We start from the raw sequence: 21,553 nt of genomic DNA, 5'->3' as shown, positions 1-21,553 counted from the left end.
GCTCTTCGTGGACCTCGATCAGGATCTTGCCGCCCTCGGACCGCTCGGCGGCTTTTTCGCACTGCGCACGGGCGAAGCGCCAGACACGCCACTGCCGACGCTCGCCGACGCGTACGAGAACCGGTCTTCCGATGTGTACGGAAATGCTATTACTTTCCGGGTCGAAAAGGTCGCGCATCTTCTTCGCGCGCCCGAGTTGCGGATCGCCGCCTCGGTGGCCCAGCAGGGGCTGGCGGCCCGGCTGTGGTCGGTGACGCTCGGCTGTGCGGCGCTGTACGGCCGCCTGCCCGACCTGGATCCGGGGCTGCTGCACTGGGACCCCGACGCCTCCGCACCCGACGACCTGTGGCTCACCCGGGTCAGCCCGCGGCCCGCGGAGCCCGCGACCCTCGCGGACGTCGTCCTGCACCGCCACCTCGCCCCGCTGGCGACGGCCCTGCGGGTGCACCACCGGATCGCCCCCGGCCTGCTGTGGGGCAACGCCGCCTCCGCGCTGGCGGGAGCCGCCCGGCAGCTGGAGCAGTGGGCGGGCCGGCACGGCCGTACCGAGGCCGCCGCCCGCACCCGTACCCTCGCCGCGGAACTCCTCGCCCACCCGCTCCTGACGGACACCGGCACTCTCACCGGCACCTCCTTCCGGCGCCGCAGCTGCTGCCTCTACTACCGTGTGCCCGGCGGGGGCGTGTGCGGTGACTGTTGCTTCACACGACCGCCGCGCTCTTCCGCGCACGGCGCATCTGGGTGACCATGAGGGAACCGGTCGCCGAGAGCTGGGGGTTGCGGGTGCGAGTCGGACTGCTGACCCGGGAGTACCCGCCGGATGTGTACGGCGGCGCCGGCGTCCATGTCGAGTTCCTCGCCCGGGAGTTGAACTCCCTGGTCGACCTCGAGGTGCACTGCTGGGGCGAGGGCCGCGGAGTGGGCGTCGTACGCCACCGCCCCTGGGCCGCCCTGGACACTGCCAACGACGCGCTGCGCACCTTCTCCGTGGACCTCGCGATGGCCGCCGGCCTCGAGGGCCGTGAGCTGGTGCACTCCCACACCTGGTACGCCAACCTCGCCGGCCACCTCGCCAAGATGCTGTACGGCATGCCGCATGTGATGACCGCGCACTCGCTGGAGCCGCTGCGTCCCTGGAAGGCCGAGCAACTCGGCGGCGGGTACGCCCTCTCCAGCTGGGCCGAGCGCACCGCGATCGAGAGCGCCGACGCCGTGATCGCCGTCTCCGGGGCCATGCGCGAGGACATCCTCACCTGCTATCCGGCGCTGGACGCGGCCAAGGTCCAGGTCGTGCACAACGGCATCGACACCACGCTGTACCGGCCCGACCACGGCACCGACGTGCTCCACCGCATCGGCCTGGACACCGACCGCCCGTACATCCTGTTCGTCGGCCGCATCACCCGCCAGAAGGGTGTTCCCCATCTGCTGCGCGCGGTGCGGGGCATCGACCCGGGCGTGCAGGTCGTGCTGTGCGCCGGGGCGCCCGACACTCCGGAGATCGACCGGGAGTTCCGCGACCTCTACCAGGAGCTCAGTCGCGTCCGCGAGCACGTGCACTGGATCCCGCAGATGCTGCCGCGCCCCGAGGTGATCCAGCTTCTCACCCACGCCGCCGCCTTCGTCTGCCCTTCGGTGTACGAACCGCTCGGGATCGTCAACCTGGAGGCGATGGCCTGCGGGACACCCGTGGTGGCCTCCCGGGTCGGCGGCATCCCCGAGGTGGTGGACGACGGCAAGACCGGCCTGCTCGTCGACGTGGACGACGACTTCGAGGCGGGCCTCGCGCGGGCGCTGGACCAGGTGATCGGAGACCCGGAGGCCGCCGGGCGGATGGGCGAGGCCGGCCGGGAGCGCGCGGTGGGAGAGTTCGGCTGGGACGCCGTCGCCCGCCGTACGGTCCGTCTTTACGAGGAGATCCTCAAACAGGAATAGAACGGCCGGGTTCCTCGAACAGGCTTACTGGGTGCTGCTCAGGGGCAGGCATGGATCAACCACGGTGAGGGGAGCGGCCATGCGTCGTGGCGGACCTTCGGTGCTCGGGATCGTCCTTGCGGGCGGAGAAGGCAAACGCCTGATGCCCCTGACAGCCGACCGCGCGAAACCAGCGGTCACCTTCGGCGGGACGTACCGTCTCGTCGACTTCGTCCTGTCCAACCTCGTCAACGGCGACATCCTGCGCATCTGCGTGCTGACGCAGTACAAGTCGCACTCGCTGGACCGGCACATCACCACCACCTGGCGGATGTCGAGCCTGCTCGGCAACTACGTCACCCCGGTCCCGGCCCAGCAGCGGCTCGGCCCGCGCTGGTACCTGGGCAGTGCCGACGCGCTGCTGCAGTCGCTGAACCTGGTGCACGACGAAGGGCCCGAGTACGTCGTGGTCTTCGGCGCCGACCACGTCTACCGCATGGACCCGCGGCAGATGCTCGCCCAGCACATCGAGAGCGGCGCGGGCGTCACGGTCGCGGGCATCCGGGTGCCGCGCGCCGAGTCCTCGCAGTTCGGTGTGATCACCCCGGGCTCGGACGGCCTGACGGTCGAGCGCTTCCTGGAGAAGCCCGCCGACCCTCCCGGTCTCGCGGACGACCCGGAGACGATCTTCGCCTCCATGGGCAACTACATCTTCACCACCAAGGCGCTGATCGAGGCGCTGCAGCGGGACGCCGACGACGAGAACTCCGTGCACGACATGGGCGGCTCGATCCTGCCCGCGCTCACCGAGCGCGGCGAGGCCCAGCTGTACGACTTCAGTGCCAACCATGTACCCGGCGAGACCAACCGCGACCGCGGCTACTGGCGCGACGTCGGCACGCTGGACGCGTACTACGACGCCCACATGGACCTGATCGCCGAGCGGCCCGCCTTCAACCTGTACAACCGGCAGTGGCCGATCTACACCCACTCCAACCAGCTCTCGCCGGCTCGTTTCAACGCGGGCGGCATGGCCAGCGAGTCCATCATCAGCGCGGGCTGCCTCATCCGCGGCCAGGTCACCCGCTCCATCCTGTCGCCCGGCGTCAGGGTCGATCCGGGCGCCGTCGTCCAGGGCTCGGTGCTCCACGACAACGTCCACATCGGGCGGGGAGCGGTTGTGCGCGGGGCGGTGCTGGACAAGAACGTCGAGGTGCCGCCGGGCGCGACGATCGGCGTCAATCCGGAGCGGGACGCGGAACTGTACACCGTTTCCAAGGGCGGAGTGATCGCGCTCGGGAAGGGACAGATCGTCTCGTAGCCGGCGGGCCGGTCAGCCGGAGGCCTCCTGCATCGCCCGGAAGTTCTTCATGATGGCCTCGCTGGTGGGGCGCACCTCACGGGTCGGGCTGAACTGCAGGGCCTCGGTGCCCGGCGCGGTGCGCACGGGGACGTGTCCGGGCGGCGTGTAGTAGGCGTCGCCCTCCTCGTAGACCTCGTCGTGGTCCGCGAAGTGGAAGGTCAGCTGGCCCTTGAAGACATAGCCCCAGTGGGGGCACTGGCACCGGTCATCGGGCAGTCCCTTGAGCAGCGGTGTGTGATCGACGTTCTCACGGAACGTGACGAAGTCCACCGTGTAGTCGTCCAACTCCTCGGACCGGTCGAGAACGATTCCGAAGTCACCGCCCTGGCTGGCCGTCTCCCTGGATACCTTCGACATCTTCGTCGCCTTCTCTCCGCCGAGTGGGCTCTCCTGCCCATCCTCCGCGCCCGCCGGACGAACGGCATCCGGTGGGACTTGTCATGTCCCTGGACGCGCACCGGAATCCGTGTTGTCATGCCAACTGCTGTCCATGACAACGTTGTTATGGGAGGTTCCGTGCACTTCCGACGCCTCAGAGACAGACTCGCCTTACTGCTCGCCACGCTGCTCGGCGCCGCCGGACTCGCCGCCACCACCGCGACCGCCGCGGCCGACGACTCCGTCGAGATCCACGGCCTCAAGGGCGAGTACTACACCCAGTCCGCTCCCGGCGCCTTCGACTTCGACCGCCTCAAGGCCACGGGATTCGACCCGAACCTCGACTTCGACAACCTCGAACCGCGCCTCGCCTTCACCACCGGCCAGTCGGACGACGTCAGCGTCCGCTGGACCGGAAAGATCGTGCCGGAGAAGACCGGCCCCCACACCTTCTCGATCACCGGCGACAACGGCTTCCGGCTGTGGATCGACGGGAAGCTCGTCATCGACCACTGGGTGGACGACTGGGACCGCGAACAGACCGGTGCACCCGTCGAGTTGACCGCGGGCAAGGCCTACGACATCAAGGTCGAGTACTTCGAGCACTACGGCGGCTCCAACCTCCACCTGCGCTGGACCCGGCCCGGCGGCAGCAAGGAGCCCGTCCCGCAGTCGGCCTTCCGCCTCCCCGACGGATGGGCATACGACGGCGCCACCGCCGCCACGGTCACCGGCACAGGGCGCACCCTCAAGCTCGACTTCCCCCAGCGCCTCGCCGCACCCGCGGCCGGCCTGACCGACCACCTCGAAGCGGTGATCGGCGGCGCCAAGTGGCCCCTGACAACCGCCCGGCTGGACCCCGCCGACCCGAGTGCGCTGCTCGTCGCCCTGAAGGAACCCGTCGTCGGCAACAGGACCGGGACCGCACGCGGCACCGCCGACGTCCGCTACGACGGAGACGGCGGCCTCACCACGGCCGACGGCAACGTTGTCAAGGAGTTCTGGAGCAGCGGCCCCAACCACTCCACGTACGAACTGCGCACGCGATGGGCCGACCAGGTGGGCCCCGGCAACGCCCTGCCCGAATACCCGCGCCCACAGCTGACCCGCCCCGCCTGGCGCAATCTCAACGGCCGCTGGCAGTTCGCCGCCGCCACGGCCGGGGAACGTCCGCCCGTCGGCAGGACCCTCGCCGAGCGCATCCTCGTCCCCTACCCCGTGGAGTCCCAGCTCTCCGGACTCGAACGGCACGAGGACCGCATGTGGTACCGCCGCGCCTTCACCGTCCCGGCCGACTGGCACATCGGCTCCGGCAAGCGGCTGCGGCTCAACTTCGGGGCCGTCGACTGGCGGGCCGAGGTGTACGTCAACGGCACCAAGGTGGCCCAACACCAGGGCGGATACGACAAGTTCAGCGCCGACATCACCGATGCCCTCCGGCCGGGCCGCACCCAGGAACTGATCGTCGGCGTGTACGACCCCACCGACGCGGCCACCGGCGAGAACCCGCCGCTCGGCAAGCAGCGCCTGGACCCCAGCGGCATCTGGTACACGCCCACCTCGGGCATCTGGCAGACGGTGTGGATGGAGCCGGTGGCGACCGAGCACGTCGACTCCCTCAAGCTGATCCCTGACGTCACCAAGAGCCGACTCACCGTCGAGGCAGAGGGAGTTCGCGACGGCGTCCCGATCACGGCGACCGCGTACGACGGAAAGCGCAAGGTCGCCACGGCCCGCGGCCGCACCGGAGCCCCGCTCACGCTCACCCTCCACGACCCGCACCTGTGGTCGCCCGACGACCCGTTCCTCTACGACCTGAAGGTCACCGTCGGCGCCGACCGCGTCGGCAGCTACTTCGGGATGCGCTCGATCGCCGTCGAGAAGGTGAACGGCGTCCCTCGCACCCTCCTCAACGGCAGACCGGTCTTCATGATGGCCACCCTCGACCAGGGGTTCTGGCCCGACGGTCTGTACACCGCACCCACCGACGAGGCCCTCGCCCACGACCTGAAGGTCCACAAGCAGCTCGGCTTCAACGCCGTGCGCAAGCACATCAAGGTCGAGCCCGACCGCTGGTTCTACTGGGCCGACCGGCTGGGCCTCATGGTGTGGCAGGACATGCCCGCGATGACCGCGGGGGCGGACCCGAGCCCGGCCGCCCGCGCCGAGTTCGAGCGGGAGATGAAGCAGCTGATCGACGAGCACATCAGCAGCCCCTCGGTCGTCATGTGGGTCACCTTCAACGAGGGCTGGGGGCAGTACGACGAGGCCCGCATCGCCGACCAGGCGAAGGCCTGGGACCCGACCCGGCTGGTCAACTCCATGTCCGGGCTCAACCTAGGGGCCGACGGCGGCACCGGCGACGTCATGGACGAGCACGGCTACCCCAGCCCCGCCCTGCCCCCGCACCCCGACGGCCGACGCGCCCTGGTCAGCGGCGAGTACGGCGGCCTCGGCCTCGCGGTGCCGGGACACGCCTGGTCCGTGCAGCAGTCGTACGTCGACGTCGACCCGACCGCCTACACCGACGGCTACCTGGCCAGACTCGCCGAGGTGCACGCCCTGGCCTGCAAGGGGAGCAACGGCGCGGTCTACACCCAGATCTCCGACGTCGAGGGCGAGCTCAACGGCCTGCTGACGTACGACCGCAAGGTGCTCAAGCCGGATGTCCAGCGTGTGCGCACGGCCCAGCAGGCCCTGATCCGCGACGCTTCCCAGGCGACTCCCGCAGGCTGCCCGACCCCCTGAACCCCGGAGGCTTCCGACATGAGATGGACCCGGCGCCTGCGCCTGTGCACTGCGGGGATGGTGGTGGCCTCCGCGCTGCTGACCGCTCCCGCCGCCCGGGCCGCCGAGCCGACCGACCGGCAACTCACCGATCTGGTCAACCCGTTCATCGGCACCGAGAACGAGGGCAACACCTATCCCGGCGCCGCCGTGCCCTTCGGCATGGTGCAGCTCTCGCCGGACACCGGCCACAACACCGGCTACGACTACTCCCAGAACCACATCCGCGGCTTCTCCCTGGTCCATCTGTCGGGCGTCGGCTGCGGGCTCGGCGGGGATCTGCCCGTGCTGCCGACCACCGGCGACGTCACACAGACGGACTACGCCAAGTACGCCGCCGAGTTCAGCCACGACGACGAGGAAGCGAGCCCCGGCTACTACCGGGTCGGCCTGAAGACCGGCATCGAGGCCGAACTCTCCGCCACCGCGCGCACCGGCGTGCAGCGCTACACCTTCCCGGCCACCGACAAGGCCAACGTCCTGCTCAACGCGGCCCAGTCGCTGCACACCACGGTCTCCACCAAGGTCGAGATCCTGGACAGCCGCACCGTGCGCACCGCCATCACCGGCCGCGGCTTCTGCCAGGACACCGAGCCGTACACCGTGTACACGGTCACCCGCTTCGACCGGCCCTTCACCGCGTACGGCACCTGGGACGGCTCGACCGTGACGGCGGGGTCGAAGACCGGCCGTGGCGGTGCCTACGTCCGCTTCGACACGACCAAGGACCGCACGGTCGAGGCGACCACCGCCCTCTCCTACGTCGACGCGGACGGCGCCGCAGTCAACCTCCGCGCGGAGGGCGGCCGTTCCTTCGACGCCGTACGCCACACGGCGCAGCAGGCGTGGGAGGACCGCCTCGACGACGTACGGGTGAAGGGCGGCGCGGACAGCCTGCGCCGGACCTTCTACTCGGCGCTGTACCGCTCGTTCCTGGCCCCGAACATCGGCAGCGACGCCGACGGCCGCTACACCGGCTGGGACCAGCGGATCCACCGCACCGACGGCTTCACCTACTACCAGAACTGGTCCCTGTGGGACACCTACCGCACCCAGTCCCAGCTCCTGTCCCTGCTCGCGCCCCGTGAGGCCCGCGACATGGCGATCTCGGTGATCAGGATCTCCGAGGAGAGCGGCTGGCTGCCCAAGTGGGGCTACGGCACCGTCGAGACGAACATCATGACCGGCGACCCGGTCACCCCGTTCCTCACCAACGCCTACCAGCAGGGCCTGCTCAAGGGGACCGGAGGATACGCAGAGCGGGCGTACCGGGCGCTGAGGCAGAACGCCGACGGCGTGCCGCCCGCCGACTCGCCCGCGGTGGGCCGGGAGGCGAACAAGGAGTACATCGCCCAGGGTTTCGCGCCGTACATCAAGGGCCGCCCGCATGTGAAGCCGGGCGACTCGGACTACGACCACGGCGCCTCGGCGACCCTGGAGTACGCCCTGTCGGACGCGATGCTCGCGCAGATGGCCCGCGACCTCGGGCATACGGTGGACGCCGACCGGTATGCCGCCCGGGCGCAGAGCTACCGGCATCTCTTCGACCCCTCGACCGGCTTCTTCCGGGCCCGTGACGCCTCCGGTGCCTTCACCGGCCCGTCCGACCCGGCGCAGAGCGAGGGCTTCCACGAGGGCACGTCCTGGCAGTACCAGTGGCTGGTGCCGCAGGACCTGCCGGGCATGGTCTCCCTGATCGGCGGCGAGCAGGCCGCGAACGACCGGCTCGACTCGTTCTTCGCCTACGACCGGCTGCTGGCCGACCCGGCGAAGACGGCCCGTGAGGTGTGGGTCAACGGCCCGTACGACTACTACAACGCCGACAAGTACAACCCGCAGAACGAGCCCGACCTCATCGCCCCCTACACCTACCTCTCGACCGGTGAACCGTGGAAGACGACCGACGTCGTACACGCGGCCCTGACCCTGTTCACGGACGGTCCGACCGGCATGACCGGCAACGACGACCTGGGCACGATGTCCGCCTGGAACGTGCTGTCGTCGATCGGGATCTTCCCCGTGCAGCCCGGCTACGACACCTGGGGGCTGTCCACCCCCGTCTTCGACCGGGTCGACCTGAAGCTGGACCGCCGCTACTTCCCGCGCGGCGCCCTGACGGTCACCGCACCCGGCACCTCCGCCGCCGACCGGTACATCCAGTCGGCCCGAGCGGACGGGAGGGCCTACGACCGTACCTACCTCACGACCGGTTCGCTGCGCTCCCTGCGCGCGCTCGACTTCACGGTCGGCTCGCGCCCGTCTGAGTGGGGAACTTCGGCGCAGGCGGCACCGCCTGCGCTGAAGTGACCTCAGGTGTCTCTTGAGTCCCGCCTCTCAGGGAGGGGTGGGACTTAATCTGCTGTTAACTGTGCGTAGCTTGATCGTACTTGACCGTAATCGCCTGGGGGAGGTTGACTGCTGGCTCACCCTTCGTCGACGCGAGGCAAGCCATTGACTTCTGACCTGCTCGCTCCTCTCGACCTGGCGTTCTGGAACATCGAGTCCGCCGAACACCCCATGCACCTGGGTGCGCTGGGGATCTTCTCGGCGCACTCGCCCACCGCGGGCGCCCACGCCGCCGACCTGCTCGCCGCGCGGGCCGCGGCCGTACCCGGGCTGCGCATGCGGATCCGGGACATATGGCAGCCGTCCCCGCTGCGGCCGCTGTCCTTCGGCAGCGCCACCCGTGAGCCCGACCCCGGCTTCGATCCGCTCCACCATGTGCGGCTGCACGCCCCGACCGCGGACTTCCACGCCGAGGCCGGCCGGCTCATGGAGCGCTCACTGGAGCGCGGCCGGCCGCCGTGGGAGGCGCATGTGCTGCCGGGGGAGGACGGGGTGTCCTTCGCGGTGCTGTTCAAGTTCCACCACGCCCTGGCCGACGGTCTGCGCGCGCTGACCCTCGCCGCCGCCATCCTGGACCCGATGGACATGCCGGAGCGCAAGCCCCGCCCCGAGGAGCCAAGGCCCGGCCTGCTGCCCGACGTGCGCAAGCTGCCCGGGCTGGTCCGGGGCACCCTCTCCGACGTGGGACGCGCCCTCGACATCGGCGCCTCGCTGGCGGTGTCCAGCCTGGGGGTGCGCTCCTCGCCCGCGTTCACCGCCGAGGCCACCGGCACCCGCCGCACCGCAGGCGTGGTCCTCGACCTCGACGATGTGCACCGCATCCGCAAGGCCCAGGGCGGCACCGTCAACGACGTCCTGATCGCGCTGGTCGCGGGCGCCCTGCGCCGCTGGCTCGACGAGCGCGGCGACGGCAGCGACGGGGTCCGGCCACGCGCCCTGATCCCCGTCTCCAAGCGCCGCCCGCGCACCGCCAGCCCACAGGGCAACCGGCTCTCCGGCTATGTGATACGGCTCCCCGTCGACGACCCCGACCCGCTCGGCCGCCTCGACACGGTCCGCTCCGCCATGGACCGCAACAAGGACGCCGGCCCCAACCGGGGCGCGGGCGCCGTCGCCCTGCTCGCCGACCATGTGCCCGCGCTCGGCCACCGGCTCGGCGGACCGCTGGTCAGCCAGGCCGCCCGGCTCTGGTTCGACATCCTGGTCACCAGCGTGCCGCTGCCAAGCCTCGGCCTGAAGCTCGGCGGCAACCCGGTCACGCAGGTCTTCCCGTTCGCGCCGCTGGCCCGCGGCCAGTCCCTGGCGGTGGCCGTCTCCACGTACCGCGGACACGTCCACTACGGCCTCGTCGCCGACGCCCGGGCCGTACCGGACCTGGACCGGCTGGCCGCCGCGCTCACCGAGGAGGTCGACACGCTCATCACCGCCTGCGGTTCCTAGCCTCCCGGATTTTGGAGGACTGGCCCGGCGCTCCGTAGAATTCCCCGTTCGAAAGCGGACGCGGTCGGAGCGCCGCGCGGGTGATCAGGGAAACGGCAGCGCGATGACGGTGACAGACGAAGGCTCGGCGATCACGGACGAGGTCGTGTACGAGCCCGGTGACGAGGTCGTCTACGGCCCCGGCATCGACCCCGAGCGGCTCGCCGTCTGCCTCAGCGTCCTGGAGGAACTCGACAAGCTCGAGGTCGACCACCCCGACGCGATCGCCGTGCGCCGGGCCACCGCGGGCGTCTACCGCACGGTGAAGCAGCGCCGACGCCAGGAGCGCAGGGCCGCCAAGACCGCGCACGACAAGGCGGTCACGGAGGCCACGGCGACCGGCTCCGCCCAGCGCATCGACGACGAGACCGAGGGCCTGCTGCCGTCGTCCGCGACGGAGGAGGGCAGGATCGCGGGGATACTCCAGCGCCCCCGCTCCTGCTACACCTGCAAGACCCGGTACGTGGAAGTCGACTACTTCTACCACCAGCTCTGTCCCGACTGCGCCCGCCTCAACCGCGGCAAGCGCGACGCCCGCGCCGACCTCACCGGCAAGCGCGCCCTGCTCACCGGCGGCCGCGCCAAGATCGGCATGTACATCGCGCTCAGGCTGCTGCGCGACGGCGCGCACACCACCATCACCACCCGCTTCCCCAAGGACGCCATCCGCCGATTCAAGGCCATGGACGACTCCGGCGACTGGATGCACCGACTGGAGGTCGTCGGCATCGACCTGCGCGACCCGGCCCAGGCCGTGGCCCTCGCCGACCAGGTCGCCGAGGCGGGACCGCTCGACATCCTCGTCAACAACGCCACGCAGACCGTGCGCCGCCTGCCCTCCGCCTACGCTGCCCTGGTCGACGGCGAGAACGCCCCGCTGCCCGCCGGGGAACTGCCGGCCCACCACGTCATCGGCGCCTTCAACTCCGGCGCGGTCGACGGCCTCGCCGCACTGCCCCTCGGCACCAGCGGCCTGGACGCCCAGCAGGTCGCCGACCTCGCCCTGGTCGCGGGCAACGCCAGCGTCGCCCGGCACCTCGACGGCACCGCCATCGACGCCGGCGGCCTGGTCCCCGACGTCGTCGACACCAACACCTGGGTGCAGACCATCGAGCAGATCTCCCCGGTCGAGCTCCTCGAGACCCAGCTGTGCAACTACACGGCGCCGTTCATCCTGATCAGCAAGCTGCGCCCGGTCATGGCGGACGCCGCGAGGAAGGCGGCCAGCAAGCGCGCGTACGTCGTGAACGTCTCCGCTATGGAGGGCGTCTTCGGCCGCGGCTACAAGGGCGCGGGCCACCCCAACACCAACGCCGCCAAGGCCGCCATGAACATGGTCACCCGGACCAGCGGCCAGGAGATGTTCCAGACCGACGGCATCCTGATGACCTCGGTGGACACCGGCTGGATCACCGACGAGCGCCCCCACTACGACAAGCTGCGCCTGGCCGAGGAGGGCTTCCACGCCCCGCTGGACCTGGTCGACGGGGCCGCACGGGTCTACGATCCGATTGTGCGCGGCGAGCAGGGCGAGGACCTGTACGGCGTCTTCCTGAAGGACTACGCGCCCGGCAAGTGGTGAACCACCGGCCCCGACGTGTGGCCCGGCGCCCATAGGGAACCCGGACCCTGGTGATCTACCGTGCCAGGGAGTGACCATGAGCAGTCCACACAGCATTGATCCGCGAGCGCAGAACGACCCGCGCAACCGCTATCCGACCGACGAACAGTTCTACGGCAGCGACCGCCCCGACCATGCCGAACTGCCGGAGGACCGGCCGCGCGGCGGCGGGGGCACGAGCCCGGTCAAGCATCGCGGCACGTGGGCCACGGTCGCGCTCGTCGCCGGCATCATCCTGCTGATCCTCCTGGGGATCGCACTGTTCCCGTGAGGGAGCCACAGTGGTAGCCACCGTCACGAGCGAGGTGGTGCGTATGAGCGAAGACGGTCGTGGACGGCGTACTCCTGGGCGGAGTGCGCCGTCCTGACGCGTGTGCCGCCGTCCACCAGCAGATCCGCGCCGGTGATCCACTGCGCGGCGTCCGAGGCCAGCCACACCACGGCCCGCGCGACGTCCTCCGGCTCACCGATGCGCCCCAGCGGCAGCCCGGCGGCAAGCTCCTTCTCGCCCGGCTCCCACACGAACCGGGCCATCTCGGTGCGCACGAGGCCGGGGGAGACCGAGTTGACCCGCACCTTCGGCGCGAGCTCCCCGGCGAGCTGCTGCGTCAGATGCAGCAAGGCCGCCTTGCTGGTGCCGTACGCGCCGACGTTGGGCCCGACATGTCCGGCTCCCTCCGTGCAGACGTTGACGACCGAGCCGCCGTGCTCGCGCATCCAGGCCCGCCACGCGCACTGCACCAGCCTGAGCGGCGCCTCGACGTTCACGGCGAACGCCTCCCGCCAGGCACCGGGATCGACGTCCATGAGCGGTCCGTACGGCTGGTTCGTCGCTGCGTTGTTGACCACGACGTCGATCCGGCCGAACGCGCGCAGGGCCCGCTCCGTGACCTCCCGCAGATGATCCGGGTCCGCGACGCTGCCGCTCACCCCGATGCCGCCCAGCTCCTCGGCCGTGGCGCGCACCTCGTCCGCGTCCCGCGCGGTCACGCACACCAGAGCCCCCGCCGCGGCCAGCCGCCCGGCGACCGCCCGTCCGATCCCGCGGGTCGCCCCGGTGACGACGGCGGCCCTGCCCTCGAGCCCGTACCCGTCGAATGCGTGCCCCTTGCGTGCGTACGACGACGTCATCGCCGTACCGTCTCATGACGGGCCGTCAGTCGACAGCCCCGAGGCGGGAGTTGCGTGCGGCGACCAGCTCCAGCACCGTGCGCCAGTCCTCCAGCACCCCCGCGTCGAAGCCCGCGCTGCGGCCCTCCTCGTCCGCCTGGCGCAGGCACTGCAGATCGTCGTCGGCGGGCAGCTCGCCGTGATGCTGCTCGCGCACCAGCCGGGCGACCCGCTCGCCGAGCAGGCCCCGCACCGCCTCGGCCGCGCACTCCGGGTGGGCGCTCTCGTCGCCCGGCCGCAGCAGCGGGCCGATCGCGTGGACCAGGCCCGCGACCTGGAGCTCCTTGTCGGCGGGCCGGCGGCGCCGCAGCAGCGCGGCGGTCTGCAGCGCATGCTGGTGCAGATCGACCCGGCGACTTCGCAGGCCAGGGGCGTCCCACGAGCCCCGGCAGGCGTACAGCAGATCCATCAGCTCCTCGACACTGCGCAGCTCCATGCGCCAGTCCTTCCGCCGGACAAGCCGTTGCCGTCCCGTCAGCAGATCATGGCCGCCTTGCGATTCGGCCAACGGGACTTGAACTGCGTGGCCGGTTCACCGCGCTCCGTGACCGCACCTCGCCGGTGGGGCATCCGGGTCCTCGGGAAGCCGCTGTCCGGTCAGGGCCGAGAAGCAGTGCACGCTGTCCCCGCGGACCGCCACCCGCAAAGTGGCCCCGGCGCCGTACGTGGAGCGTCCCGGGAGCCGGACGACGAGCCGGGCGAGCCCCTCGCCGGACCACGCCGTCGTATGGAGGTGGACGACGGCGCCGGTGTCCTCGACCCTCTCCACGACAAGATCCAGTCCCGGGGTCTCCCGGTCCTCGGGCGACAGAACCTCGAACTGCTCGGGCCGGACGCCGAGCACGATCTCGTCGGCGCCCCCGGCCGAGGCCGCGCGCAAGGTGCCGCGGGGCAGTGGCACGTCGAGGGCGCCGAACCGGGCCCCGGCCGAGGACAGCGGAAGCCGGAAGAGGTTCATCGCGGGCGAGCCGACGAAACCGGCCACGAACGTGTTGGCCGGATGCGCGTAGACCTCCTTCGGCGTGCCCACCTGCTGCAGCACACCGTCCTTGAGCACGGCGAGGCGATCACCCACGGCCATCGCCTCGGTCTGGTCGTGGGTGACGTACACCGTGGTGATGCCGAGATGGTGCTGCAGCCGCACGATCTGCGAACGGGTCTGCGCCCGCAGCCGGGCGTCGAGATTGGACAAGGGTTCGTCCATCAGATAGACCCGCGGATCCCGCACGAGCAGCCGACCCGTCGCAACCCGCTGCCGCTCGCCGCCCGCCAGCGACCTGGGCAGACGGCCCAGGAACTGCTCCAGATCGAGCATGGAAGCGGCGTGCTCGACGCGCTGCCGGGCGCGCAACCGGGACATGCGGGCGATCCTCAGGGCCAAGCCGATGTTGTCGGCAGCCGACAAATGCGGGTACAGGGCGTAGTCCTGGAACACCATCGCGATGTCGCGGTCCCTGGGCGGAAGATGGGTCACGTCCCGGACGCCGATGAGGATCGAACCCGAGTCGACGTCCTCAAGTCCGGCGAGCATGCGCAGGCAGGTCGACTTTCCACAACCGGAAGGGCCGAGCAGGACCATGAACTCACCGTCCCCGATCTCCAGGTCGAGCGAGTCCACGGCCGGCCGGTCCATCGACGGGAAGCACCGGGTGGCCCGGTCGAAGGTGACGGACGCCATGACATCCCCCTCCCGTACGGGTCCCTCGCACCCAGCATGGAACGGGTGTTGCCCCTTCGGCACGCCTGTAGACCGAACGAGTGACATGAGAGGCGTCTGAAACCGGACGACTTATGACAGTAACCCCAAGTTTTCAGCCCCATAGAGCGGACGCCCGCTCATTTGGTTAATCTGGAGCGGACGGACAGCACCAACGGGTCCAACCCACACCCACGTCCGTCCCGGGGCAAGCCGGCAGACAACGGCCTGTTCTCACATGAGTTGCCGGCGCCACCGCGTCCGAACTGCTTTCGACTCACACCCGAGCGGGCGTCAGGCGCCGGACCGCAAAGTGGCCGGCACGCCCCGAGGGTGACCCGACACATAAGGAGTGCGCGGTGACACCGGAGAAGACGAATCGCGAACAGCGCCCCAAGGAACGTACGGAGCGCCCCGGCCGACGGTCGGACGAACTCGGCAGCCTGGAAGTCTGGGCCCACGCGGCCCCCATTCGCCTGGCAGGCTACGAGGACGACCTCGCCGAGCCCCACATCCTGCCCAGCGTGGACTGACCCCGGCAGGACCTTCGCGATCGCCGGCTGCATGGGCGTGCGAGACTCACGCCCATGCAGATCAGAGAAGCCGCGGCCGAGGACTGGCCGCGGATCTGGCCTTTCTGGCACCGCATCGTCGCCGCAGGAGAGACCTACACCTGGGACCCGGACACCTCCGAGGAGGCGGCCCGGGCCCTTTGGATGAACCCGGCCAAACGGGTCTACGTCGTCGAGGACGAGGACGGCACCGTCGTCGGCTCGGCCTTCGTCACCCCCAACTACGGCGGCCCCGCGTCGCACATCGCCAACGCCGGTTTCATGGTCGACCCCGACCGGGCGGGCCGCGGCATCGGCCGCGCCCTCGCCGAACACGTCCTGGCCGCCGCCAGGTCCGAGGGCTTCCGTGCGATGGTCTTCAACGCCGTCGTCGAGACGAACCCGGCCGTGCAACTGTGGACGTCCCTGGGCTTCGAGATCCTGGGCACGGTCCCGGAGGCGTACGAGCATCCGCGTCACGGCCGGGTGGGACTGCATGTGATGTACAGGGCGCTGTAGGACCCGGCTAGTCCTTGCGTCCCGTCACGGCCACCGTCACCCCGAGGCCGATCATGGTGAGGCCGCCGACGCCGCCGACCATGGAGAGCCGCCGCGGGGAGCGGGCGAACCAGCCGCGGGCGGTGGACGCGATCAGGCCCCACACGCTGTCGGAGGCCAGCGCGATCACGTTGAAGACCAGGCCGAGCAGCAGCATCTGCACCGTGACATGTCCGCTGTCGCGGTTCACGAACTGCGGCAGCACGGCCGCGAAGAACACGATGGTCTTCGGGTTGGTGACACCGACCGCGAACCCTTCCCAGAAGGTGCGCAGCCCGCTGTGCGCGGGCACCTGACCGCCCGTGAACGCGGCCCGCAGCGACCCCCGTTCACGCCACGCCTTCACCCCGAGGTACACCAGGTAGAGCGCACCGGCCAGCTTGAGGACGGTGAAGAGCAGCACCGAGCGTTCCACGACGGACCCGATGCCGAACGCCACCGCCACCACCAGCAGATAGGCGCCGAGCGTGTTGCCCACCACGGTGGTCAGCGCGGCCCTGCGCCCCTGCGCGAGCGCCCGCCCGATCACGAACAGCACACTGGGCCCCGGTATCACGATCAGCAGGAAGGACAGCGCCGCGAAGGCGAGCAGACGGTCGGTGGACATCATGCGATCCATGCAAGCACGGGCAGGGGCCGCTCTTCAGCCCTATTTTCCCGAGGCCGCGGGCCTCCGCTCAGTCGATGCGGAACGCGTTGCCCTCGATGTCCAGCATCTCGCACCAGAAGCGAGCGAGACGCTCAGGTTCGGCGCAGTCAAAGGACAGTGGCGGCTGCCGCCCGCACGAAAACCCTGGACCGTGCACGAGCTCGTCAGTCCAGGGGCGCCGTCCGCTGCCACGGATGCAGCTTCTCCAGCTGCTGCGCCACCTCCAGGAGCATCGCCTCCGAGCCGGGGCGGCCCACCAGCTGGATCGCGCAGGGGGCGCCGGAGGGCAGGGTTCCGAAGGGGACGGACATGGCGGGCCAGCCGGTCAGGTTCCACGGCGGGGTCAGGGGCGAGTAGTTGGTGTTGACGAGGACGTTGGCCAGCCAGCCCCGCTCGTGCCAGGCCACCGACCGGGGGGAGCGGCGGGCCAGCGCGGGGGTGAGCAGGACGTCGTACTCGGCGAAGAACGGCTCCATCCGGCGGCGCAGCCGCTCACGGCTGTCGCCGCCCCGGACGCTGTTCAGGAAGCGGCGGCCGATGGTGGCGTGCACGCGGGTGCGCCGGTTGAGCAGGCGCGGGTCCAGGCCCTGGGCGTCCACCGCCGTGCCCGCCGTCCAGTGGGCGAGGGACATCGTGCTCAGGGAGAGCGGGTAGGGCGGGTCGGCGCGGCGGACCTGGTGGCCGGCCTTGATCAGGACGCCGGCCGCGTCGCGGGCCGCGGTCGTGTACGGCGTGCTGATGGTGACGCCGGCCAGGGGGCTGCGCAGCGAGACGGCGATCTTGCGCATGGCGGGTTCGGACGGCGGCGCCGTCCCGGTGTCCGCCAGCACCGCCAGCATCAGACGCGCGTCCTCGACCGTCGTGGCGAGCGGACCGTTCTCGGACATGCCGAACCAGTCGCCGTCGCTGATGCCCGCCGGGACGACCCCGTGCCCCGGCTTGATGGTGACCAGGCCGCAGTTGGCGGCCGGGATGCGCAGCGAGCCCATGCCGTCGTTGCCGAGAGCGATCGGCACCAGTCCGGCGGCGACCGCGGCCCCGCTGCCGCCCGAGGAACCGCCCGCCGTGCGGGTCAAGTCCCACGGGTTGCGGGCGGTGCCGTGGACGCCCTCGGTGGTGCCGAAGATGCACAGCTCGGGCACGTTCGTCAGCCCGACGACCACCGCGCCGGCCGCCCGCAGCCGGGCGACCGTGACGTGATCGTCGGAGGCGGGCGTGTCCGGCGTCGCGGCGGAGCCCACACGGTTGGACTCGCCGCGCACCGCCAGGTTGTCCTTGACCGCCACCGGCACACCGGCCAGCGGCAGTTCGGCCAGATCGTCGCGGGAGGCCAGCTCGTCGGCCTCGGCGAGCGCCGCCTCAGCCCGCACCACCCGGAAGGCCCCGACCCGGCCGTCCAGGCGCTCGATCCGCTCCAGGTGCTCGGCCACCACCTCACGGGGCGTGGCCCGCTTCTCGCGTACGGCGGCGGCGATCTCGGCGGCGGTCCGGCCGACCCAGCTGGTCACGGGCGCTCCTCGGGGTGCGGTGCAGGCAACTACTCATGAGTACGCAGAGCACTCTGCCCCGCCGCGGCCCTCGCGTCGAGAGCACTCGCTCTTGGACATTCGGGCGGCCGTTCCTGGACTTTTCGCGGGGCGCCGGTCAGCGATGACACCTCCGCCGCAGGTCATCCGATCAATAGGGCAGCGCATCGACCTGCCCAAGGGCCGCTATCTGTCGGCCGTCTACCTCACCGCTCGCAGGTACGGCGACGCCTCCGGCAAGGCCACCCTCCACTGGCGGACGGCTCGACCGGCACCCTGCCCTACCGCTACAAGCCGGACGGCACCAAGGACGAGCACAGCGTCGGCATCGGCACCTCGGAGGTGTGGATCGACCCGCAGCGCGAGGCCGTCGCCGTCACCCTGCCGGTCATTCACCCGGCCGAGGCGAACAAGGCCGCCCTGCACGTCTTCGCGCTCTCCCTCCAACCCGCCGCCCGGGGAAGGGACTTGGCCCTGCGCGACGCCCACTCCACTCACTCCCTGCTGCCGGCCGCCGGCGCCGGCGGCGGGGCGGTCATCGGGGTGTCTGCTCTGGTGGCCTGCCCGCTGCCGGGTCGTCATCAGGCGGGCGCCGCGACGGGAGGCTCGGCAGGCGCCTTGACCTTCGGCGGGCGGGCGAGGAACACACTCGCCGCGATGATCCACAGACCACCCGCGAGGAAAGCGAAGAATCCCGCCCATGGAATGAAGGTGGCCACGCCGAGAATGATTCCGGCCCAGCCGAGCCAGCGCGGCAAAGGCGTGCCGCTGCGTGCCGTGTCAAGACCGGCCGCGAGCATCATGATGCCGATTCCGGCGACAAAGGGAATGAAGAAGTCGGTGCTGATGGCATTCATCGACTGAAATGCCTGGCCGCCGATGCGCCGTTTGTCACTGGCATCGACCATGGCGAGCGTGATGCTCGCCGCGGTCCAGAAGCCCACCGCCGACAGAATGCCGCCGGCGAAGGCGACTTGCGGCAGCCAGCCGTGCCGGTCGGCCTCGGACAGGTGGTGGCGCAGGTTCCCGGCGAAGAACACCAGGAACACCGCGGCCAGGATCAACAGATACAGGGCGACAGCCTGCCGTGTGTCGTGCTGGTGGTAGAAGAGCTTGATCTGTGGGCCGGGATCTCCGATGTCCGGTGTCGACCCGCCTACGGAGAAAGCGACCACAATCAGAATGACGGCAACAATGCCGGTAAATGGCCCGAGGCGCATCGGAAACCCTCCGATCCGGGCGTGCGAATACCTCTTTTCAGGCTTTCACGCAACTCGGAGCCCGGCAACCCGACGGTTATTCGCCGGTGCGTTTCAGGAGTGCGAGCGGCGGTGCCGGCGGATTCGCCAGACCACAAGGGCCACGAGGACGATTGCGGCGGAGGCCAGGGCGACGGTTCGGCCCACCAGGCCCTCGACGCGTTCGTAGGCGGCTCCCACGGCATAGCCGAGCAGGACGTTGCCGACACCCCAGACCGCGCCGCCCACGGCGTTGTAGAGAAGGAAGCGGCGGTACGGCATGCGCGACGCGCCCGCCATCGCCGGAACGAAGGACCGTGCGAAGGCGACGAAGCGGCCGACGAGGACCGCCGCCGGACCACGCCGGCGGATCAGGTCGCGCGCCTTCTCCACCCGCTCGGCCCGCCGCCGCAGGGGGCCGCGGGAGAGCAGCGGCGGTCCGGCGCGCCGGCCGATCTCGTATCCGACGCTGTCCCCGGCGATCGCTGCGAGGACGACCACGAGCGTCAGCCAGACGAGCTCCACGTTGCCCCGCCTCGCGAGCACACCGCCGACGATCACCGCGGTCTCGCCCGGCAGGACGAACCCGAAGAACAGCGCGTCCTCGGCGAACACCAGGGCCGCGACCACGACGTAGACCACGGGCCCGGACAGATCGGCGAGCCAGTCGACCAGAGCGTGCATCTGCCGACCCCTTTCTCTGCCGGGTACGAGTACCCGGCAGCGGCGGCCCAGCCCGCGGCCGTCCGACGCAGCAGAAAGTTCACGGCGGTCATGGTCGGGACCGGCGCGCGGCGTACAGCCGCATCGCGACGGCGCAGGTGTGCCGGCCGTCGGCGATCAGACCCTGGTGGGGGCAGTGAGGTGATCTTGCGGTGCGGCCGGCTCAGAGCTCCTTGAGGACCTGTTCCAGGAAGGGCACCGAGTCCACGGCCGGCGAGGCCACCAGGCTGAGGCGGTCCATGACCGCGAGGTAGTGGTCGACCTCCTCGGGCTTGTCCAGGTACAGGGCGCTGGAGAGTTGCTCCAGGTAGACCACGTCCGGAAGGTCCGGCACGGGGAAGCGCAGCACGGTGATCGGTCCGCCGGCCGCCGCGTGACCGCCGACGTGGAAGGGCAGCACTTGGAGCGTCACGTTCGGCCAGGCGGCCGCCTCGATCAGGTGCTGGAGCTGGGCGCGCATCACCTCGGCCCCGCCGAGCGGGCGGCGCAGCGCGGCCTCGTCCACCACGACCCACAGCTTCGGCGCGTCCGGCCTGGAGAGCAGCTCCTGCCGGGTCATGCGCAGCTCGACCCGGCGGGCGATCGCGTCCGGCGAGGTGATGGGGTGGCCGAGCCGGATGACGGCCTCGGCGTACTCGGGGGTCTGCAACAGGCCCGGGATGAACTGGACTTCGTAGGTCCGGATGAGGGAGGCGGCCTCCTCCAGGCCCAGGTGCTGCTCGAACCAGCTGGGGAAGGCGTCTCCGTAGGCCCGCCACCAGCCGGGTTCGTTGGCCCGCCGCACCGAGTCCAGGAACTCCTGGCGTTCGGCGGGGTCCTGGACGCCGTACAGGGTGAGCAGGTCGGCGATGTCGCGCTGTTTGAAGCCGACGCGGCCGAGCTCCATGCGGCACAGCTTGGCGTCCGAGGCGCGGATGGCCGCGGCTGCCGTGTCCCGGCTGATGTCGAGGGATTCGCGCAGGCGGCGCAGGCGGGTGCCCAGCATGATGCGCTGCACGGTCGGCCCGCCGCGCCGCAGGCTCAGTACGTCGACCTCGGAGGAAGCGGGTTCTCGCTGAACTGCCGTCATGGGTCATCCCCTCGCCGCCGCACCGGCTGCTGCATGTGTTCGGGACTCAACCAAGGAGGGTAGCACCGAGGCGTCGTACGGCTGCGGTGCGTGAAGTGGCCGGAAGGCGCCGACCGGTGGCCTGCGCCTTCCGGCGGTCCGCGGGTGTGCCCGACCTCAGCCGGCGGGGAGTAGGCCGTCGAAGTCGCCGTCCTTCACACCGCGGACGAAGGCGGAGATCTCGGCGCCGGTGTAGACGAGCGCCGGACCCTGGGGGTGGCGGGAGTTGCGGACGGCGACGCTGCCGTCCGGGAGGGCGGCGAGCTCGACGCAGTTGCCCTCCGGGTTGCTGTGATGGCTCTTGCGCCAGACCGCCCCCGCCAGCTCGGTGGCAGGCATGCCGTTGCTCACGTGCTGCATCTGAACCTCTTTGAGATGTAGTCGCGTTGAGTGGACTCGTGGTCGGCGCTGCAATTGCATCCTCAATTGCATCCACGGGTGGTGTG

General features: G+C 70.6%; 20 protein-coding genes. 10 read left to right on the top strand and 10 right to left on the bottom strand.

Features of this window, described 5'->3' with window-relative positions; translation table 11 throughout:
- Positions 1-7 precede the first annotated feature (7 nt).
- The 3 genes from ACFY1E_RS41745 (at position 8) to glgC (ending at position 3,235) form a co-directional block, all read left to right on the top strand.
- Complete coding sequence (locus ACFY1E_RS41745) at positions 8-745, top strand: (2Fe-2S)-binding protein (RefSeq protein ID WP_389086152.1); 738 nt, start codon at positions 8-10, stop codon at positions 743-745.
- A 38-nt stretch (positions 746-783) separates the two neighbouring features.
- Positions 784-1,935: a glycogen synthase gene (gene glgA / locus ACFY1E_RS41740; RefSeq protein WP_389086224.1), complete on the top strand. Its 1,152-nt coding sequence runs from the start codon at positions 784-786 to the stop codon at positions 1,933-1,935.
- 79 nt (positions 1,936-2,014) lie between these two features.
- Positions 2,015-3,235, top strand: a complete 1,221-nt coding sequence (gene glgC / locus ACFY1E_RS41735; RefSeq protein ID WP_389086149.1) for a glucose-1-phosphate adenylyltransferase — start codon at positions 2,015-2,017, stop codon at positions 3,233-3,235.
- A 12-nt stretch (positions 3,236-3,247) separates the two neighbouring features.
- On the opposite strand, the gene ACFY1E_RS41730 is transcribed toward glgC, so the two are convergent.
- Positions 3,248-3,634 carry a hypothetical protein gene (locus ACFY1E_RS41730; protein WP_389086148.1) on the bottom strand — a complete coding sequence of 129 codons (387 nt, stop codon included), beginning with the start codon at positions 3,632-3,634 and terminating at the stop codon, positions 3,248-3,250.
- Positions 3,635-3,793: 159 nt separating this feature from the next.
- Here ACFY1E_RS41730 and ACFY1E_RS41725 point away from each other — a divergent pair, with 159 nt between their 5' ends.
- The 5 genes from ACFY1E_RS41725 (at position 3,794) to ACFY1E_RS41705 (ending at position 12,159) form a co-directional block, all read left to right on the top strand.
- Entirely contained in the window at positions 3,794-6,403 is a 2,610-nt protein-coding gene (locus tag ACFY1E_RS41725; protein ID WP_389086146.1) for a PA14 domain-containing protein, read from the top strand.
- Between the two features lie 18 nt (positions 6,404-6,421).
- Positions 6,422-8,749, top strand: a complete 2,328-nt coding sequence (locus ACFY1E_RS41720; RefSeq protein WP_389086144.1) for a GH92 family glycosyl hydrolase — start codon at positions 6,422-6,424, stop codon at positions 8,747-8,749.
- Positions 8,750-8,893: 144 nt separating this feature from the next.
- A complete protein-coding gene (locus ACFY1E_RS41715) occupies positions 8,894-10,228 on the top strand; it encodes a wax ester/triacylglycerol synthase family O-acyltransferase (RefSeq protein ID WP_389086141.1) in 1,335 nt (444 codons plus the stop codon).
- A gap of 103 nt (positions 10,229-10,331) precedes the next feature.
- Positions 10,332-11,849 carry an SDR family NAD(P)-dependent oxidoreductase gene (locus ACFY1E_RS41710; RefSeq protein ID WP_389086140.1) on the top strand — a complete coding sequence of 506 codons (1,518 nt, stop codon included), beginning with the start codon at positions 10,332-10,334 and terminating at the stop codon, positions 11,847-11,849.
- Between the two features lie 76 nt (positions 11,850-11,925).
- On the top strand, positions 11,926-12,159 hold the full coding sequence (locus ACFY1E_RS41705; protein ID WP_389086138.1) for a hypothetical protein: 234 nt from the start codon (positions 11,926-11,928) through the stop codon (positions 12,157-12,159).
- Between the two features lie 23 nt (positions 12,160-12,182).
- Here the strand turns inward: ACFY1E_RS41705 and ACFY1E_RS41700 are convergent, their stop codons facing one another.
- From ACFY1E_RS41700 to ACFY1E_RS41690, 3 genes are all read right to left on the bottom strand, one after another.
- A complete protein-coding gene (locus ACFY1E_RS41700) occupies positions 12,183-13,019 on the bottom strand; it encodes an SDR family oxidoreductase (RefSeq protein WP_389086136.1) in 837 nt (278 codons plus the stop codon).
- 25 nt (positions 13,020-13,044) lie between these two features.
- On the bottom strand, positions 13,045-13,494 hold the full coding sequence (locus tag ACFY1E_RS41695; protein WP_389086134.1) for a hypothetical protein: 450 nt from the start codon (positions 13,492-13,494) through the stop codon (positions 13,045-13,047).
- Between the two features lie 96 nt (positions 13,495-13,590).
- On the bottom strand, positions 13,591-14,736 hold the full coding sequence (locus ACFY1E_RS41690) for an ABC transporter ATP-binding protein (RefSeq protein WP_389086132.1): 1,146 nt from the start codon (positions 14,734-14,736) through the stop codon (positions 13,591-13,593).
- A gap of 377 nt (positions 14,737-15,113) precedes the next feature.
- Here ACFY1E_RS41690 and ACFY1E_RS41685 point away from each other — a divergent pair, with 377 nt between their 5' ends.
- Positions 15,114-15,287 (top strand): hypothetical protein, encoded by a 174-nt coding sequence (locus tag ACFY1E_RS41685; RefSeq protein ID WP_180292383.1) that lies wholly within the window; start codon positions 15,114-15,116, stop codon positions 15,285-15,287.
- A 54-nt stretch (positions 15,288-15,341) separates the two neighbouring features.
- Positions 15,342-15,824, top strand: a complete 483-nt coding sequence (locus ACFY1E_RS41680; RefSeq protein WP_389086128.1) for a GNAT family N-acetyltransferase — start codon at positions 15,342-15,344, stop codon at positions 15,822-15,824.
- Positions 15,825-15,831: 7 nt separating this feature from the next.
- Here the strand turns inward: ACFY1E_RS41680 and ACFY1E_RS41675 are convergent, their stop codons facing one another.
- The 6 genes from ACFY1E_RS41675 to ACFY1E_RS41650 all read right to left on the bottom strand — a co-directional run bounded on the left by ACFY1E_RS41675 (position 15,832) and on the right by ACFY1E_RS41650 (position 21,467).
- The gene (locus tag ACFY1E_RS41675) at positions 15,832-16,473 is read right to left on the bottom strand and encodes a LysE family translocator (protein ID WP_389086222.1); all 642 of its coding nucleotides are present in this window, start codon (positions 16,471-16,473) and stop codon (positions 15,832-15,834) included.
- Positions 16,474-16,676: 203 nt separating this feature from the next.
- Positions 16,677-18,020 (bottom strand): amidase, encoded by a 1,344-nt coding sequence (locus ACFY1E_RS41670; protein ID WP_389086126.1) that lies wholly within the window; start codon positions 18,018-18,020, stop codon positions 16,677-16,679.
- A gap of 599 nt (positions 18,021-18,619) precedes the next feature.
- On the bottom strand, positions 18,620-19,258 hold the full coding sequence (locus tag ACFY1E_RS41665) for a hypothetical protein (protein ID WP_389086123.1): 639 nt from the start codon (positions 19,256-19,258) through the stop codon (positions 18,620-18,622).
- 93 nt (positions 19,259-19,351) lie between these two features.
- The gene (locus tag ACFY1E_RS41660) at positions 19,352-19,960 is read right to left on the bottom strand and encodes a DedA family protein (protein WP_389086120.1); all 609 of its coding nucleotides are present in this window, start codon (positions 19,958-19,960) and stop codon (positions 19,352-19,354) included.
- 202 nt (positions 19,961-20,162) lie between these two features.
- Entirely contained in the window at positions 20,163-21,068 is a 906-nt protein-coding gene (locus tag ACFY1E_RS41655; protein ID WP_389086118.1) for a helix-turn-helix domain-containing protein, read from the bottom strand.
- 156 nt (positions 21,069-21,224) lie between these two features.
- Positions 21,225-21,467, bottom strand: coding sequence for a DUF397 domain-containing protein (locus tag ACFY1E_RS41650; protein WP_266951850.1), 243 nt, complete (start codon positions 21,465-21,467; stop codon positions 21,225-21,227).
- Positions 21,468-21,553: the final 86 nt, after the last annotated feature.

Origin of the sequence: Streptomyces sp. NPDC001604, from assembly GCF_042893475.1 — a bacterium.
Lineage (GTDB): Bacteria > Actinomycetota > Actinomycetes > Streptomycetales > Streptomycetaceae > Streptomyces.
This window is presented reverse-complemented; position numbering and strand designations above follow the sequence as displayed.